This window comes from Variovorax boronicumulans (genome assembly GCF_029892485.1).
GTDB lineage: Bacteria > Pseudomonadota > Gammaproteobacteria > Burkholderiales > Burkholderiaceae_C > Variovorax > Variovorax boronicumulans_B.
On sequence record NZ_JARXVG010000001.1, the window covers coordinates 972577 to 987706 of the forward strand.

Sequence of the window (15130 nt, forward strand, 5' to 3'; positions counted from 1 at the left end):
GCTGGCTCACGCGGCCGGCCGTTCCCTCGGCGTCTCGAAGCCCCGCTGCAGGAGCAAGGCCGACAGCTGCGCGCACACGCGGCGGTCCTCCGCCCCCAGCACCACCGACACCAGCCGGCGCCCGTCGCGCTGCGCGGTGGCGATGAGGTGCGAGCCGCCATCGGGCAGCGTGCCGGTTTTCAGGCCATCGATGCCTGCCACCTGGCCCAGCAGCAGGTTGGTGCTGGGTGCGGACGGCGTCACGCCGTCGAGTTGCGCCTTGCCGGCCGTGCCGAGCACCGCCGGAAACTCCTGAAGCACGCGGCGCGCCATCACCAGCATGTCGACAGCCGTCGTGCGTGCCGCGGTCTCGATACCCGCGGGGCAAGCGAAGTGCGTGTCGGTCATGCCCCAGGCCCGCGCTTGCCGGTTCATGGCATCGACGAAGGCATCGACGCGCCCGCTGTGCCATGCCGCCAGCGTCAGCGCCGCCTTGTCGGACGACACGACCAGCGCGGCATTCAGCAGGCGCTGCACGGGCTGCGTAGCCACGCCACGGTAGAAGCTGGCCGAAGGGTCGCTGCCGGCGGGCTCCGGCTCGGCCGGAACGGGCACCGGTTCGGTGTGCCTGTCGAGCTGCCCGGCTTCCAGCTTCTGCTCGACCAGCACGGCCGTCATCAGCTTGGCGAGCGATGCGGGCACGTACGGATGGCTCGCGGGCTGGTGGGTCAGCAGCCTGTCGCCCGTCAGGTCGTAGAGGATCCAGCTCGGCGCGGCCGGTTTGGTGACCGCAGCCGCGCCACGATGCCGGATCACCGCGGCGGGCGGCAGCGGCATCGCCGGAACCACCGGCATTGCCGGCATCGCCGGCATCACCGGGGTTGGGGGTTGCGCTTTCTGTTCTTCCTGCAGCCTTGCCAGCGTACGAACGATCTGCCAGAGCCGCATGCCGTTGGAGCTTTTCAGCAGCACGAGGTCGCCCGAGCGAAGCGCGTCGATCAGGCCGCGTTCGAGCACCTCCAGCGATGCACAGGCCTGCACGGTGGCCGCGGAAGGCAGCGCGGCGGCGAAGCGGTCTCGTTGCCGGCTCATGCGATCACCGAGCAGGAACACCAGCGCGGGCGCGCACTGCGCGATCGGCGCCGCGAGCGCCTGGTGGTAGCGCTCGGCGTCGTCGCCCAGTTCCAGCATGTCGCCGAGCACCAGAATCTTGCGGCCGCCCTCGCAGGGCTCGTCGGCCATCGAAGCCAGGGCCGCCGCCATCGACAGCGGGTTGGCGTTGTACGACTCGTCGATCACCCGCACGCGCCTGTCGCCGAGCGCGAACGACAGCACCTGCCCGCGCCCCTCCACCGCCGCGAACGATGCGAGTTCCTCCGGCACATGGCGGGCGTCGAGCGCGAGCACATGGGCCACGGCGAAGCACACGAGACTGTTGACGGCCATGTGCCGCCCCTTTGCGCCCAGCACGTAGCCGAAGCGCTGGCCGGCATGGCTGGCCTCGATGGCGCCCGAGGCGGCGTCGTAGGCCTCCAGGCGGAAGTCGGCGGCCGCGGTCGATCCGTAGGTGAGCACGCGGAGCGAGCGGGCCTGGGCGCGCGCCACCAGGTAGTCGAAGTGTTCGGTGTCGGTGCACAGCACGGCCCATGCACCGGGGCGCATGCCCTCGAACACGTTGGCCTTGCGGCGGGCGACGTCTTCCACCTTGCCGCCCTCGTCCAGGTGCGACGCGGTGATGTTCGTGATGACGGCCACATCGGGCCGCACCAGCTTGATGTTCTGGAATCCCGCCGAGTTGATGGCGCTCACGGCCACCTCCAGGATCACGAGGTCGGTCTGCGCCGGCACGTTCGCCAGCATGGCCAGCATGCCGACGCGCGAGTTGTAGTTCTGGATGGTGGAGAAGAGGCCGTGAGAGCCCGAGAAGGCGTGGTCCAGCATGTGGCACACCGAGGTCTTGCCCGCGCTGCCGGTCACCGCGACCACATGCCCCTGGAGCCGTTCGCGTGCCGCGACGCCCAGCTCGATCAATGCGTGGATCGGGTCGTCGACCAGCAGCACCGGAAAGTCCGGCGCCAGGCCCGGGACCGGCTTGCGCAGGATGGCGCCGGCCAGACTCGGCTGCAATCGCGCGATTTCCTCGGACCAGTCCCAGTTGCGCTCGTCCCCGTTGACGGGAAAACGCTCGTGGATGGCGAGCGTCCAGTAGTCGGAGGCCACGAAGAGCGATGGCTCCTGCAGCATCTCCATGAGCTGCTCGCCGCGCGGCAGCGACCGCACGAACCAGCCGGGCGGCGGCGCCACCAGCCAGCGGCCGCCGGTGACGGCAAGGAGCTGCGCGGCATTCCATGTCTGGCCGGTCGCACCGGGCAGATCGGGTGGCAGCGCGTCCGCCGGGATCACGCGGTATTGCGGCACCGGCGGAAATACCCTGGCCGGTGCCGGCGTCGTCAGCCCTGCGTGCGCGATGAATTTCACATGCACCGGCACGCGCGCGCGCTCCACCTGCGCCGTCCTGCTCAGCAGGCCGACCTCGATCTGCAGTTCCGCGTCGTGCAACAGCGCAGCCACCGGCGCCTCGATCGGGTGGACGTCCCGGTAGACGAGACCAGGCTGCCAGCGGCTGGTCGGCCACATCCAGCCGCACGGATCGTGATCGGAGAGCAGGCCCCAGGCCGGCACGTCGATGCAGGTGGAGGCCTGCGCGCAGAGTTCGATGCGCCAGTCGACGTCGGTGGGCTGGTCCAGCTGCCAGAAACTTTCGACCACCAGCGTGCCGCGGCCGGTGAGGCGGTCCGGCGTGGCCTGCGCGCCGAGCAGGCGCAAGGGGCCGAGTTGAAGGGGCGATGCGAACCGGGCTGCGCGAGGCACGGAGGCCGCGAGCCATTCCTCGCGCGGCGCCGCGGCCTCGCGGATCGCCTCTTGACGGAAGCCCGCGCGCGGCAGGGTCGGCAGCCGCACCGGCGGACGCTGGGGCGGACGCAGGTCGAGACGGCACGCGCCGGTGGCGGTCTGCACGAAGGCCGATCCGAGGGCCTGGCTTTGCAGCAGGAAGCGGCTGGCTGCTTGCGCTGCGCGCTCGCCTTCCAGTTCCACGGTCTGCCCGAAGCCTGTGGCAACGGGCGTGAACACCACCTGCCGCACGCCGTCGGCGTGAAGGTGCAGCGAGAACACGGCGCTCGGGGCCTCGCGATGCAGGCTGTCGCACAGGAAATCGCCGGCGCCATGGACGATCGGCCGGTCCCGGTAGACCTCGACGCCCTGCTGCCCGTGCACCGCGGCGCCCAGCACCGCATCGGCGCCCGCATCGATCAGCGCATGGCCCACGTCGACCTGGTCGGCCTTGGGCCACGCCTGGTCTTCACCGCCCCAATGCACGGCCACCAGCACCACATGCGCCTTCTCGCGGGCCGCGGCGATGCGGTGTGCGAAGCATGCCGTCCAGTCAGCAGGGGAAGACAGCGGAAGGTGCGCGTTGCCGGAGGTGGCTTCGCCGGCTGCAAGACCGGGCGCCGTGGCATCGATGGCAAACAGCGCGACCTGAAGGTGGCCGGCACGCCGCAGGGCGGGCGTCAATGCCGCCTCCAGCGTGGGGCCCGAGCCCGTGTGTCCGATGCCGGCTGCATCGAGCAGCGCGGCCCGTTCGGCCCGATGTTCGTCGCCGAAATCTCCGTCCGGGCTGGTGGCGGTGGCCACCACGTCGATGCCGGCCTCCACGAGCAGGCGCAGCATCTCGGGCCGGGCCTGGCGCTGTGCCAGCAATGCGATGCCCAGGTCGGCCCGGGCGAGGGCCGGTACGCCGCCGAGCACGGCGGCGAGGCCGATTTCCTGCGTGCGTTGGTGCTGCCGGCCGCCCAGGTTCAGCTTGCCAGCCCAGGCGACCACCGGTCCGGTGTCGTCCAGAAGATCGCTCAGACTCATTGCGTGGACCCTGTCTTCACCCGGTCGTTGTTCCGAGCGCGCTTGCAGATGACGCGCAGTTTAGTGTGCTGTCCCCCCCATCGCCGCCGCCGACGCGCGCTGGATGCATTCGATGAAATGCTGCGCCGCCGGCGTCGGCAACTGGCCCCGGCGCCGCACCACGCACACGTTCAGCGTGGGCAGTGTCTCGACCACCTCGATGCGCCGGATGCCGTGCCGCTTGAACGTGAGCTTGACCAGAGGTTCGACGAACAGGCCGATCAGGTCCATGTGCCCCACGAGCCCCAGCGCCACCGTGACCGACTGCCCCTGGATGATGCGGGCCGGCGGCGGCAGGCCCAGCGGCGTGAAGAGCGGCGACACCGCATCGCGCCCGCCGTGGTCGTCGCCCGGCAGGATCCATTCGCCGGCGTACAGGTCGTGCAGCGAACGCGCACCCCGCAGCGGATGGCGCTCGCGCAGGCCCACCACCAGCTGCACCGGAAACAACTCCACCGCCTCGAACCGCGCATCGAGCGTGCCCGGCACCACGTGGGCCACCGCGAAATCCAGATACCCGTCGCGCAGCCGCGCGAGCATCCACGGCAGCACTGCTTCGCTGAACTGCACGTCGACGGCGGGCAGGCGCGTGTGGAAGTCCTTGAACGCCGCGGGCAGCACGGTGAGCGCGAACGAGGCGCTCACCGCCATCGACACCGAGCCGGTGGCACCGTCGCGGATCTGCGCGATCTCGTCGCGGGCGCGCTGCATGTCGGCCAGCAGCAGCCGTGCGCGCGGCGCGAAGGCCTTGCCGAAATCGGTGAGCTGCACGCCCTTGACGCTGCGCTCCACCAGCGGCGCGCCGACCTCGCGCTCCAGCTCGCGCACGATCTTGGTCACCGCCGGCTGCGAGAGCCCCAGCACGCGCGCGGCGGCGCGGATGCTCATCTGCTCGACCACCGCCACGAAGGCGTGCAACTGATTGGGTTTCATCGGGCGCTTCTCATGACAACCAAAAGTTATCGTTATCGCCCAATTATTGTCTTTTCATGACAGCACCAAGTCTCTAGCATCCGCCGCGGTCGCACGACCTTCCCACCAGATCACACCAAGCACAACTGGAGAGACATGAGCATCCCAAGCACGCAGCCCTCGTCCGCCCGCCGGCGCCAGACCATCGTGGCCACCACCATCGGCAACGGGCTCGAGTTCTTCGACTTCACGGTCTACGGCTTCCTCGCGCTCGTGATCGGCAAGCTCTTCTTTCCGACCTTCAACTCGTACGGCCAGCTGCTGCTGACAGTGGCGAGCTTCGGCGTCGGTTTCATCATGCGGCCGCTGGGCGGCATCGTGATCGGTGCATACGCCGACCGCGCGGGCCGCAAGAAGGCCATGACGCTCACCATCTTCCTGATGGCGCTGGGCTGCGCGCTCATCGCCTTCACGCCCACCTACGCGGCCATCGGCGTCGCGGCGCCGATCGTCATCGTGCTGGCGCGGCTCATCCAGGGCTTCTCGGCCGGCGGCGAAGTGGGTGCGTCCACCACGCTGCTGGTGGAGCACGCCACGCCCGCCAACCGCGGCTACATGGCCAGCTGGCAGTTCGCGAGCCAGGGCCTGGGCGTGATGCTCGGCGCCATCGTGGTGGGCGCGCTGACCTTCTCGCTCACCCCCGAGGCGATGCAGAGCTGGGGCTGGCGCGTGCCTTTCATCATCGGCATGCTGATTGCGCCGGTGGGCATGTACATCCGCCGCCACCTCGAAGAGTCGCTGCATATCTCGCCCGAGGAAGCCGCCGCGCCGCGCGAGAGCAGCCTCAAGATCGTCTGCACGCAGCACGGCAAGACGGTGCTGGCCGCGATCCTGGCGATCGTCGGCGGCACCACGGCCGCGTATGTCGTGACCTTCTACATGCCCACGTATGCGGTGCGCGAACTCGGCCTCACGCCCTCGGTGGCGCTGTTCGGCGCGGCGCTCACGGGGCTGATCTCTTTCGCGTTCGCGCCGTTCGTCGGCAAGCTGTCGGACATCGTGGGGCGCAAGACGCTGATCTTCTGGAGCCGCATCGCGATGGCGATCCTGATCTACCCCGGCTTCCTGTGGCTCAACGCTTCGCCGACGCCGCTGGTGCTGTTCGTCGTGCTCGGCGTGTTCAGCGTCGGCCTGGTGGTGCAGACCGTGCCCGGCATCACGATGCTGCCGGAGATGTTCCCCAAGCGCGTGCGCGCGAGTGGCATGTCGCTGGTGTACAGCGTGGGAGTGGCGCTGTTCGGCGGCTTCGCGCCCTTCATCAGCACCTGGCTGGTCAACGCCACCGGCAGCAAGCTCGCGCCGGCCTGGTATCTCGTGGCGATGACGGTGGTCTCGCTGCTCGGCCTGATCTGGCTGCGCGACCACACCGGCCGCGACATCGACGCCGCGGATGCGCACGCACCGGCCTGAAAAACATTCCCACGTTCACGCACAGGAACCCCTCATGCAGACACAACCCACCGCCGCCACGCGCCACTTCTCCGGCACGTATGTCGAAGCCCGCGCCAAATTCCTCGACGCCGCCGCCCTGCGCGGCGCGGCCATCGAATCGTTCGTGCATCCCGCGCACCGCGGCGCGCTCGGCGAAGAACTCGCCACCGATGTGGCGCTGATCGGCGCGAAGGATGCGAAGAAGGTCCTGCTCGTCACCTCCGGCACGCACGGCCCCGAAGGCTTTTGCGGCTCGGGCGCGCAGGTCGCGACGCTCCACGATGCCGATCTGCTCTCGCGGCTCGAACAGGCCGGCGTGGCGTTGCTGCTGGTGCATGCGGTCAACCCGCATGGCTTTTCGCACCTGCACCGCACGAACGAAGACAACATCGACCTGAACCGCAACCACATCGACTTCAACGCGCCGCTGCCGGTGAACGCCGGCTATGCCGAGGTCGAACCGCTGGTGCTGCCCGCCACCTGGCCGCCGACGCCTGCCGACGACGCGGCCGTGGGCGCCTACATCGCCAAGCACGGCATGACCGCCTTCCGCGCGGCCGTGACCAAGGGCCAGTACACCTCGCCCGACGGCCTGTTCTACGGCGGCACCGCGCCGTCCTGGAGCAACAGGACCATTCGCGCGATCTTGCGCAAGTACGCGGCATCGGCCACCCACCTCGGCTGGATCGATGTGCACACCGGCCTCGGCCCCTACGGCCACGGCGAGAAGATCTACCCGGGCCGCAACACGCCCGAAGACCTCGCGTTGGCGCATGCCTGGTGGGGCGCCGACGTGTTCGCGCCCTTTGCCGGCGACTCGGCATCGGCCGACGTGTCGGGCCCTGTCATCTCGACCGCGTACGACGAATGCCCGAACGCCCGCGTCGCGCCGATGGGCCTGGAGTTCGGCACGCTGCCCGATCTGGAAGTGCTGCTTCGCCTGCGCGCCGACACCTGGTTGCGCCGCCACCCCGAGGCGCCGGACGCGCAGAAGCGCGAGATCCGCCAAGGGCTGCGCGACGCGTTCTATTGCGACAACGACGAGTGGAAAGGCATGGTGCTGGGGCAGACGCGTGTCGTCCTGCTTCAAACCCTGCAGGGACTGCGCAAAGCCTGAGGACTGCGCTTCAGCCGAAGTTTGGCGCGCGCTTCTCGCGCAGCGATGCCACGCCCTCGCGCACGTCGGCGCCCGCGAAGCCCATGAATTCGAGCGCCAGCGAGGCATCGAAGGTCGGCCCGGCTTGGCGCAGCCAGTTGTTGAGTGCGTACTTGGTGAAGCGGATCGCGCTCTGGCTGCCGGCCGCGAGCCGGTCGGCCACCTCGTAGGCACGCGGCAGCAGGTCGGCCTCGTCCACCGCGAGCGACACCAGGCCGATGCGCTCGGCCTCCTCGCCGCTCACCGGCTCGCACAGCAGCAGGTGGTACTTGGCCTTGGCCATGCCGCACAGCAGCGGCCAGACGATCGCCGCATGGTCGCCCGCCGCCACGCCCAGTCGCGTGTGGCCGTCGACGATCTTCGCGTTCTTCGTGGCGATGGAAATGTCGGCGAGCAGGCCAGCCACCAGCCCCGCGCCCACGGCCGGGCCGTGCATTGCGCTCACGATGGGCTTGTCGCAGTTGATGATGTTGTAGACGAGGTCGCGCGCCTCTTTCCACACGCGCTGGCGCACCGCGTCGTCGGTGGTCATGTCCTGCACCATCGCAAGGTCGCCGCCGCCCGAGAAGCCCATCCCCTCGCCCCGCAGCACCGCGCAGCGCACCGTGTCGTCGGTCGACACGTCGCGCCAGATCTCGGCGAGTTCGCGGTGGCCGTCATGGCCGGCGGTGGGCAGCTTGCCGTTGGCCGCGCGCATCTGGATGTCGAGCACGGCGCCGTTGGCGCCGCGGCGGGTGATGGCGAGGGTCTGGTAGCGGGAGTAGTCCATGGTGTCTCCGCCCTGCACCCGGAGGCGAGGACTTTTTTCTTCGTTGAAAAGCCGGAGACTATTTTCGCGCCGCCAGCTCTCGGCACTGCTTCACATTGGCATCGAAGCGCGGTGCCAGGCCGGGCTCGCAGGCGTCGTCGCCGGGGGTGAGCCTGCACATGCCGACGACCACATAGTCCATCACCGCCGAGGTGCATGTCCCGTAGGGCGCGAGGTCCGGGTTGGCCTTCACCTTGAAGCCCCAGCGCTCCGAGAACTGCACCGTGCGCGCCATCGCGCCGTGGAAGAAGCTGCGGTCCCTGGCGGCGATGGCGGCCTCCATGCGCGGCAGTTCCTCGTTCAGGTAGCCGGCGGCGTCCAGGGGGAATGCCGAGGGTGGCTCCTGCTGGGCGGCTGCGAGAGAGGCGGCCAGCACGAGCGGCAGGACGGCGAGGGTGCGCAGCAGCGATGAAGAAGGCATGAAGCGGGCAAACGGGCGGTTGAGTTGCATGGCTTGGGATTCTGCAACGTTTGGAAGCATCTTTGAATGCCGGGCGATGCGTGCGCGCGACGCGCGAGGCCTACCTGCCCTTCTTTTGTCTGTCGAACTTGCGCCAGTACTGGAATTCGTCCTCATGCACCTCGAGATCGATCTCGGAGATGCGCGACTGCAGGCGCTCCTGCACTTCGGCCACCGCCTTGTTGTAGACGAGGGGCCCCAGCTCCTCGAGGAAAAAACCGAGCAGCGCGCCGGCCGCGATGTTGCCGATCTTCTCTTCCATGTTCTCGTTGAAGTAACGCTCGATCGAGGTGATCGCCTGCTGGCGCGCTTCCTTGGATATCTCGATGGTCATACGGCTGGCTCTGGGGGGTGGTTGGGTCGAACGATTGTGCCGCTACGATGCGCTGCGGCCGAGCCCGAAGCCGAGCCCGCGCGACAACGACACACAACAATGGAGACACGCACCATGAAGTTCCACCCGGCCGCATTGGCCGCCCTTGCACTGGTCACCCTGACCGCGCTCTCGGGCTGCACCAGCCTCACCCCCACCGTGCCGCAGCGCCAACTGATGATCGTGGCCAACGACGAGAAGCAATCGTGGAGCGACGCCGGCGCCGTCATCCTCGGCCCCATGGGGCGCGACACCGTGCAGGTGCTCGACATCGGCACCGACCCGCTCGCACCGAAGCTCGTCGGCACGCTGCAGTTGGACAACACCATCGCAGGCCCGCCCACCAACCTGGCGATCACGCCCGGCGAAACGCTGGCGCTGGTCGCCAACTCGCTCAACGTGGTCGAGGAGAACGGCGTGCGCAAGCAGGTGCCCGACAACCGCCTTTTCGTGATCGACCTGACCGCCACGCCGCCCAGGCTGATCGACACGCTCACCGTGGGCAAGCAGCCCTCGGGCCTGTCGATCAACCGCGCGGGCACCCTCGCGCTGGTGGCCAACCGCGCCGACAACTCGGTGAGCGTGCTGCGCATCGCGGGCAAGAAGGTGACGCTCATCGACACCGTGGCCATGAACGACTCGGTGGCGCACGTGCGCTTCACGCCCGACGGCAAACGCGCGCTGGCCGCGAAGTTTCCGACCCACAAGATCGCGCTGCTCGAAGTGAACGGCGAGAAGGTCAGCTACAACAAGATCGACCTCGCGGCCGGCCTCTGGCCCTACAACGTGGACGTGACGCCCGACGGCAAGCTCGCGCTCACGGCCGACAACGGCAACTCGGGCGCATCGGACGGGCAGATCGACACGGTGAGCGTGATCGACCTCGAGGCTGCACCGCCGCGCGTGATCGACAAGGTCGTGGTCGGCGACGGCCCCGAGGGCCTGGCAGTGAGCCCGACCGGCAGGCACGCGGTGGCGGTGATCCTGCGCGGCAGCAATTCGGCGAAGAATGCCTACTTCTACAACCGCAACGGCTCGGTGGTGCTTCTGAAGATCGACGGCAAGAAGGTCACGCGCGCCAACGAAGTGGTGGTGCACGGCCTGCCCGAAGGCGCGGTGTGGAGCGCGGACGGCAAGTACCTGTACGTCGGCAACTTCATCGACCAGGACATCACGATCCTGCGTGTGGATGGGGACACGCTGGTGCCGACGGGGAAGTCGTTTCCGCTGCAGGGGCACCCGGCGGCGATGCGCGGGACAATGACGCACTGACCCGCCTCTCCGCCCAGACAGACCGAACCGACAAGCCATGGCCAAACCCCAACGCACCCTCCGCACGCTCGAACGCGGCATCCTCTGCCTCGTCATCGGCGCCGCCGTCCTGCTGGCGCCGCGCTTCCTGCAGGGCACGCGCTGGTTCGAGATGGTGGCGGGCGCGTACATCGTCGGCTGGTTCGCGCTGGTGCTGGGCATCGCGCTGGTCGGCGTCGGCCTGTTCCAGCGCAACAAGCAGCGCCCTTAAGAAGAAAAAACCCGCCGTTCGGCGGGTTTCATCGCGAGGAGCGTGCGTGCGGCAGGCTCAGCCCTTCTTGCCGCGCAGCTTGCCGACGAGCTCCACCACCGCGAGCACGATCGCACCGGCCACGAGGCCCACGACGGCATTCACGCCCATCGAGCCCAGCGTGCCGAACACGCCGCCCGTGGCCTTGGCCCAGTCTTCGACGGCGTGGCCGAACGCGGGCACGCCGTGCACCAGGATGCCGCCGCCCACGAGGAACATGGCGGCGGTGCCGGCGACCGACAGCGCCTTCATGAGCCAGGGCGCCGTCCACAAGATGCCGCGACCCAGGGCCTGCGACGCGGCGCTGGCGCGCTGGCTCAGGTAGAGGCCCGCGTCGTCGAGCTTCACGATGCCGGCCACGAGGCCGTACACGCCGATGGTCATGATCAGCGCGATGCCGACCAGCACGGTCAGCTGCGTCGTGAACGGCTGGCCCTGCACCGTGCCCAACGTGATCGCGATGATTTCGGCCGAGAGGATGAAGTCGGTGCGCACCGCGCCCTTGATCTTGTCTTTCTCCATCGCCACCACGTCGACCGCCTCGTCGGCCACGGCCTTCTCGTGGCGCTGGGTGTCGGCTTCGTGTTCCTTCTTGTGCAGGAACTTGTGCGCGAGCTTTTCGGCGCCCTCGAAGCAGAGGAAGGCACCGCCGATCATCAGGAGCGGCGTCACCAGCCAGGGCAGCCAGGTACCGATGGCGAGCGCGGCGGGCACCAGGATGGCCTTGTTGATGAACGAGCCCTTGCAGACCGCCCACACCACCGGAATCTCGCGCTCGGCCTTGACGCCGGAGACCTGCTGCGCGTTGAGCGCAAGGTCGTCGCCGAGCACGCCGGCCGTCTTCTTGGCGGCGACTTTGGTGAGGATCGACACGTCGTCCAGAACGGTCGCGATGTCGTCGAGCAGCAGGAGCAGGCTGGTGGCCATGTGAAAAGGTCGGTCTGAAAAAAGAATCGGCGAGCTTAGCCGCAGCGACTGCACGCGCACGCAATAACCGTACGCGGCCGCCTCGGGAGCCCGGCAGGCCCGGCTAAAGGGCGCTGAGCGCGATGGCCAGCACCGCGGCCAGCGACGCGCCGAACAGCGCCAGTCCCACGCGACGGCGGCGGTGCGTGAGCATCCACAGCGCCACGCCTGAGATCGATAGAAAGATCAGGCTGCCGGCCAGCGTGTCGACCAGCAGGATCCACGCGAGCGGCATGCCGCCGCCCTTGTGCATGCTGGTGAGCGTGGCGACGAAGCCGTTGTGCGTGGTGTTGACGCCCACCGAGCGGTTGCCCTGCCAGTAGTCGGCCTGCACGGTCTCGTTGGGACCACCGAAGTTGAAGACCCAGTGCGCGGGCTGCGTGAGTGCGGGCGCGGTCTTGTCGCTCTTGTCGGCCCAGGCCACCGGCTTGGCGGGCTCGATGCGCGACGAACTGGGCGGCTCGCTCATGCGCAGCGCGCCCTGCAGCCACTGGCTCATCGCCTCGGGCGTTGCGGGCACCGGATCGGGCAGCGCCAGCTGGGCGCGCGTGCGCTCCTGGGCCTGGGGCAGCTTGAGCACATTGCGATGGTTGAGCCAGATGCCGCTGAAACCGAACAGGAACCCCAGCACCGCGCCCCAGAGGCCGAACCAGCCGTGGGTGCGGCGAATCCACTGCACGAGGGTCGTGCGGCGCTGGTGCGCGAGCACCCGTGCCGCGTGGTTGTGGTGGCTGGCGTCCGGCGCGGTCGGCGTCATGGGTGTCACCGGATCAGGCGACGCTGCGCTTGAGGCGGATCTCTTCGATGCGGACAGTGCCCAGCAGCGTGGTCTTGGCAGTCTTCATCTCGCGCTTGAAGCCGGCGAGTTCGTGGAAACGCATGGCACGGTCGTTGCGAATCGGCACCCAGATGGTGACCGTGGTGCAGCCCTCTTCCTCGAGCCCTTCGCGTGCGGCGTCCCACAGGGCAACGCCGACGCCCTTGCCCCAGTGCTCGGGCTTGACGTAGATGGCCCAGATCTCGCCCGTGGTGGACGGCGTCTTGGGGTCGCGCGAGCGGTCGAAGCCGACGAAGCCGACGATCTCGCTGCCGAGCACAGCCACCTGCACCTGCGGTTCGCTGAATTCGATGGCTTCGCGCCACTTGGCTTCGCGGCTGGCCGGGGCCAGCGTGCGCAGCTCTTCTTCGGGGAGGATGCCTTCGTAGGCGGCCTTGGCGGCCAGGGCATGGACTTCGGCGACGGCCTTGGCGTCGCGCATCGTGGCGGGGCGAACTTCGTAATCGGACATGAATGCAGGAAATCGGATGGAACCGGCTATTGTCGCCGCACCGCTAAACTGCCCGCTGCATCCGTAGCATCAACTGGAGAAAAGCCATGGCAAAGAGTCAGCAACGCAGCACCAAGGAAGCCAAGAAACCGAAGAAGGACACCTCGCCGCCCAAGCCCGTGGGCACCGGCGGCATCGAGCCGGTCCGCACGATCACCACCGCGGTGATTCCGCGCGGCAAGCTCAAGAACAAGTGACCGACGAGGTACCGGCCGGGCCCCCGCCGGCCCCTGCCAAGCCCGCCCAGCCCCGCAACCCGCTGCACGGGCTCACGCTGGAAGCCATCGTCACCTCGCTGGCCGACTGGTACGGCTGGGAACAGCTCGGCGAGCTCGTTCCCATCCGCTGTTTCCAGATCGACCCGAGCGTGGGCTCCAGCCTCAAGTTCCTGCGCAAGACGCCGTGGGCGCGCGAGAAGGTCGAGAGCCTCTATCTCTTCATGCTGCGCGAACAACGCCGCGAGCAGCAGCAGCAACAACAACAGCCTCCCCAGGAATGAAGGTCCGACTCGCGCCCTCGGGACTCGCTTTCGAGACCGAAGCGGGCACCACGCTCCTGAAGGCGGCCGAGGCGGCCGGCATCGAGCTGCCGAGTTCCTGCAGAAACGGCACCTGCCGCACCTGCATCTGCCAATTGATGTCGGGCCACGTGCGCCACATCATCGAATGGCCCGGCCTGAGCGTCGACGAAAAAGACGAGGGCTGGATACTGCCCTGCGTGGCGGAGGCGCTGGACGACCTCACGCTCGACGCGCCTCAAGCCTTTTCGGTTTTCTAGACCGGTCCGGCTGGCTTGACGGCCGCAGGCATCGCCACCACGAGGCGATCGCGCTGCGCCAGCGACGGGAACAGCTTGAACCACGTCAGCGCCACCAGCATCGTCCCCACGCCGCCCACCACCACCGACCCCACGGGTCCGAGCAGCGCCGCCGTGGCGCCCGATTCGAATTCGCCGAGCTGGTTGCTCGCGCCGATGAAGATCGAATTGACCGCGCTCACCCGCCCGCGCATCGCATCGGGCGTCTCCAGCTGCACCAGCGTCTGGCGGATCACCACGTTGACCATGTCCGCCCCGCCCGACACCGCGAGCGCGATCAGCGAGACGATGAAGCTCTTCGAAATGCCGAACACCACCATGCACAGGCCGAAGAGCCCGATGGCCAACAGCAGCGTGCGCCCCACGTGCCGCTCGACCGGCCGCCGCGTGAGCGCGATCGACATCACCAGCGCCCCCACGGCGGGCGCGCCGCGCAAGAGGCCGAGCCCCCAGGGGCCGGTGTGCAGGATGTCCTTGGCATAGATCGGCAGCAATGCCACCGCGCCGCCCAGCAGCACCGCGAAGAGATCGAGCGAGACGGCGCCGAGCACGGGCTTGCGCTTCCAGATGAAATCGACGCCCGCGAACACCGTGCCCAGCGTGACCGGCTCGCGCGCGGCCGGCGTGTAGGCATAGCGCAGCCGCAGCACCAGTGCGCAGGCGATGACGAAGAACGCCACGCTCGCGCCGTACACCACCGACATGCCCGCCACGAACAGCAGCCCGCCCAGCGCCGGCCCACCTATGATCGCGCCCTGCATGCCGGCCGAACTGAAAGCCATGGCCCGCGCGAGCATCGAGGGCGGCACAAGAAGCGGCGTGAGCGCCTGCTGCGCCGGCATCTGGAAGGCGCGGACCGCGCCCAGCACCAGCGACAGCCCCAGCAACAGGCCGCGCGTGTCGTGCTTTTCCAGCACGGCCAGGAGCAACACCAGACCCACCAGCCCCTGCACCGCGAAACAGGCCGCCACGATGCGGCCGCGGTGGTGCCGGTCGACGATGTGGCCGGCCAGCAGCGCCAGCAAGAGCGCGGGAACGAACTGGTAGAGCCCGACAAGGCCCAGGTCCCAGGCGCTGTTGGTGAGCTCGTACATGTGCCAGCCGATGGCCACCAGCAGCATCTGCGAAGCGGCGGTTCCGAAGAGCCGCGCCGTCCACATGTGCATGAAGGGGCGCTCGCGCGTCAGGTCGGAAAAGCTGGGCTGGGAGGGGGAAATTGAGGAGGCGGGAGCGGGGCCGGACATTGTGCTTCGAGGATAGCCGAGGCGCCGTGAGCCGCCCGTTAGCAAGGCGCAATGCCCTGCCTTGCGCGCCCTCTCT

Annotated in this window: 16 protein-coding genes; 7 read left to right on the top strand and 9 right to left on the bottom strand. The window is 68.7% G+C overall.

The genetic code is table 11. From position 1 onward, the window contains the following. Positions 1-6: 6 nt before the first annotated feature. Both M2282_RS04595 and M2282_RS04600 read right to left on the bottom strand, forming a co-directional pair. Entirely contained in the window at positions 7-3900 is a 3894-nt protein-coding gene (locus M2282_RS04595; protein ID WP_280807584.1) for a Mur ligase family protein, read from the bottom strand. A 60-nt stretch (positions 3901-3960) separates the two neighbouring features. Next, on the bottom strand, positions 3961-4872 hold the full coding sequence (locus M2282_RS04600; RefSeq protein ID WP_280807585.1) for a LysR substrate-binding domain-containing protein: 912 nt from the start codon (positions 4870-4872) through the stop codon (positions 3961-3963). Positions 4873-5007: 135 nt separating this feature from the next. Here M2282_RS04600 and M2282_RS04605 point away from each other — a divergent pair, with 135 nt between their 5' ends. Together M2282_RS04605 and M2282_RS04610 are read left to right on the top strand one after the other, a co-directional pair. After that, positions 5008-6321 carry an MFS transporter gene (locus M2282_RS04605; protein WP_280807586.1) on the top strand — a complete coding sequence of 438 codons (1314 nt, stop codon included), beginning with the start codon at positions 5008-5010 and terminating at the stop codon, positions 6319-6321. Positions 6322-6355: 34 nt separating this feature from the next. Beyond that, on the top strand, positions 6356-7459 hold the full coding sequence (locus M2282_RS04610) for a M14 family metallopeptidase (protein WP_280807587.1): 1104 nt from the start codon (positions 6356-6358) through the stop codon (positions 7457-7459). A 10-nt stretch (positions 7460-7469) separates the two neighbouring features. Here the strand turns inward: M2282_RS04610 and M2282_RS04615 are convergent, their stop codons facing one another. The 3 genes from M2282_RS04615 to M2282_RS04625 all read right to left on the bottom strand — a co-directional run bounded on the left by M2282_RS04615 (position 7470) and on the right by M2282_RS04625 (position 9100). Continuing rightward, positions 7470-8267, bottom strand: coding sequence for an enoyl-CoA hydratase/isomerase family protein (locus tag M2282_RS04615; RefSeq protein WP_280807588.1), 798 nt, complete (start codon positions 8265-8267; stop codon positions 7470-7472). 58 nt (positions 8268-8325) lie between these two features. After that, complete coding sequence (locus M2282_RS04620; RefSeq protein WP_280807589.1) at positions 8326-8757, bottom strand: hypothetical protein; 432 nt, start codon at positions 8755-8757, stop codon at positions 8326-8328. A 70-nt stretch (positions 8758-8827) separates the two neighbouring features. Beyond that, the gene (locus M2282_RS04625) at positions 8828-9100 is read right to left on the bottom strand and encodes a DUF2164 domain-containing protein (RefSeq protein ID WP_280807590.1); all 273 of its coding nucleotides are present in this window, start codon (positions 9098-9100) and stop codon (positions 8828-8830) included. 114 nt (positions 9101-9214) lie between these two features. On the opposite strand from M2282_RS04625, the gene M2282_RS04630 reads away from it, so the two are divergent. Both M2282_RS04630 and M2282_RS04635 read left to right on the top strand, forming a co-directional pair. Beyond that, positions 9215-10411 (top strand): lactonase family protein, encoded by a 1197-nt coding sequence (locus M2282_RS04630; RefSeq protein ID WP_280807591.1) that lies wholly within the window; start codon positions 9215-9217, stop codon positions 10409-10411. Positions 10412-10448: 37 nt separating this feature from the next. Then, positions 10449-10661 carry a hypothetical protein gene (locus M2282_RS04635; RefSeq protein WP_198787228.1) on the top strand — a complete coding sequence of 71 codons (213 nt, stop codon included), beginning with the start codon at positions 10449-10451 and terminating at the stop codon, positions 10659-10661. Between the two features lie 57 nt (positions 10662-10718). Here M2282_RS04635 and M2282_RS04640 read toward each other — a convergent pair whose 3' ends face one another. The 3 genes from M2282_RS04640 to M2282_RS04650 form a co-directional block, all read right to left on the bottom strand. Further along, positions 10719-11627 carry a DUF808 domain-containing protein gene (locus tag M2282_RS04640; protein WP_280807592.1) on the bottom strand — a complete coding sequence of 303 codons (909 nt, stop codon included), beginning with the start codon at positions 11625-11627 and terminating at the stop codon, positions 10719-10721. Between the two features lie 103 nt (positions 11628-11730). Continuing rightward, positions 11731-12423, bottom strand: a complete 693-nt coding sequence (locus M2282_RS04645; protein WP_280807593.1) for a PepSY-associated TM helix domain-containing protein — start codon at positions 12421-12423, stop codon at positions 11731-11733. 13 nt (positions 12424-12436) lie between these two features. Further along, positions 12437-12955, bottom strand: a complete 519-nt coding sequence (locus tag M2282_RS04650) for a GNAT family N-acetyltransferase (RefSeq protein WP_280807594.1) — start codon at positions 12953-12955, stop codon at positions 12437-12439. 86 nt (positions 12956-13041) lie between these two features. Here M2282_RS04650 and M2282_RS04655 point away from each other — a divergent pair, with 86 nt between their 5' ends. From M2282_RS04655 to M2282_RS04665, 3 genes are read left to right on the top strand one after another with little or no spacing between them, the layout of a single operon-like run. Then, complete coding sequence (locus M2282_RS04655; RefSeq protein ID WP_013542593.1) at positions 13042-13191, top strand: hypothetical protein; 150 nt, start codon at positions 13042-13044, stop codon at positions 13189-13191. Further along, a complete protein-coding gene (locus tag M2282_RS04660) occupies positions 13188-13493 on the top strand; it encodes a VF530 family protein (protein ID WP_280807595.1) in 306 nt (101 codons plus the stop codon). The genes M2282_RS04655 and M2282_RS04660 overlap by 4 nt, the downstream gene beginning before the upstream one ends. Continuing rightward, on the top strand, positions 13490-13771 hold the full coding sequence (locus M2282_RS04665; protein ID WP_280807596.1) for a 2Fe-2S iron-sulfur cluster-binding protein: 282 nt from the start codon (positions 13490-13492) through the stop codon (positions 13769-13771). The genes M2282_RS04660 and M2282_RS04665 overlap by 4 nt, the downstream gene beginning before the upstream one ends. Here M2282_RS04665 and M2282_RS04670 read toward each other — a convergent pair. Then, positions 13768-15054 carry an MFS transporter gene (locus tag M2282_RS04670; protein WP_280807597.1) on the bottom strand — a complete coding sequence of 429 codons (1287 nt, stop codon included), beginning with the start codon at positions 15052-15054 and terminating at the stop codon, positions 13768-13770. The genes M2282_RS04665 and M2282_RS04670 overlap by 4 nt on opposite strands. Positions 15055-15130 lie beyond the last annotated feature (76 nt).

Bases quoted from the DNA above. Each gene is read 5' to 3' on its own strand.
- M2282_RS04610 (WP_280807587.1), top strand. From the start codon at position 6,356: ATGCAGACACAACCCACCGCCGCCACGCGCCACTTCTCCGGCACGTAT.
- M2282_RS04645 (WP_280807593.1), bottom strand. From the start codon at position 12,423: ATGACGCCGACCGCGCCGGACGCCAGCCACCACAACCACGCGGCACGG.
- M2282_RS04655 (WP_013542593.1), top strand. From the start codon at position 13,042: ATGGCAAAGAGTCAGCAACGCAGCACCAAGGAAGCCAAGAAACCGAAG.
- M2282_RS04625 (WP_280807590.1), bottom strand. From the start codon at position 9,100: ATGACCATCGAGATATCCAAGGAAGCGCGCCAGCAGGCGATCACCTCG.
- M2282_RS04640 (WP_280807592.1), bottom strand. From the start codon at position 11,627: ATGGCCACCAGCCTGCTCCTGCTGCTCGACGACATCGCGACCGTTCTG.
- M2282_RS04620 (WP_280807589.1), bottom strand. From the start codon at position 8,757: ATGCAACTCAACCGCCCGTTTGCCCGCTTCATGCCTTCTTCATCGCTG.
- M2282_RS04665 (WP_280807596.1), top strand. From the start codon at position 13,490: ATGAAGGTCCGACTCGCGCCCTCGGGACTCGCTTTCGAGACCGAAGCG.
- M2282_RS04605 (WP_280807586.1), top strand. From the start codon at position 5,008: ATGAGCATCCCAAGCACGCAGCCCTCGTCCGCCCGCCGGCGCCAGACC.
- M2282_RS04600 (WP_280807585.1), bottom strand. From the start codon at position 4,872: ATGAAACCCAATCAGTTGCACGCCTTCGTGGCGGTGGTCGAGCAGATG.
- M2282_RS04615 (WP_280807588.1), bottom strand. From the start codon at position 8,267: ATGGACTACTCCCGCTACCAGACCCTCGCCATCACCCGCCGCGGCGCC.
- M2282_RS04670 (WP_280807597.1), bottom strand. From the start codon at position 15,054: ATGTCCGGCCCCGCTCCCGCCTCCTCAATTTCCCCCTCCCAGCCCAGC.
- M2282_RS04595 (WP_280807584.1), bottom strand. From the start codon at position 3,900: ATGAGTCTGAGCGATCTTCTGGACGACACCGGACCGGTGGTCGCCTGG.
- M2282_RS04650 (WP_280807594.1), bottom strand. From the start codon at position 12,955: ATGTCCGATTACGAAGTTCGCCCCGCCACGATGCGCGACGCCAAGGCC.
- M2282_RS04635 (WP_198787228.1), top strand. From the start codon at position 10,449: ATGGCCAAACCCCAACGCACCCTCCGCACGCTCGAACGCGGCATCCTC.
- M2282_RS04630 (WP_280807591.1), top strand. From the start codon at position 9,215: ATGAAGTTCCACCCGGCCGCATTGGCCGCCCTTGCACTGGTCACCCTG.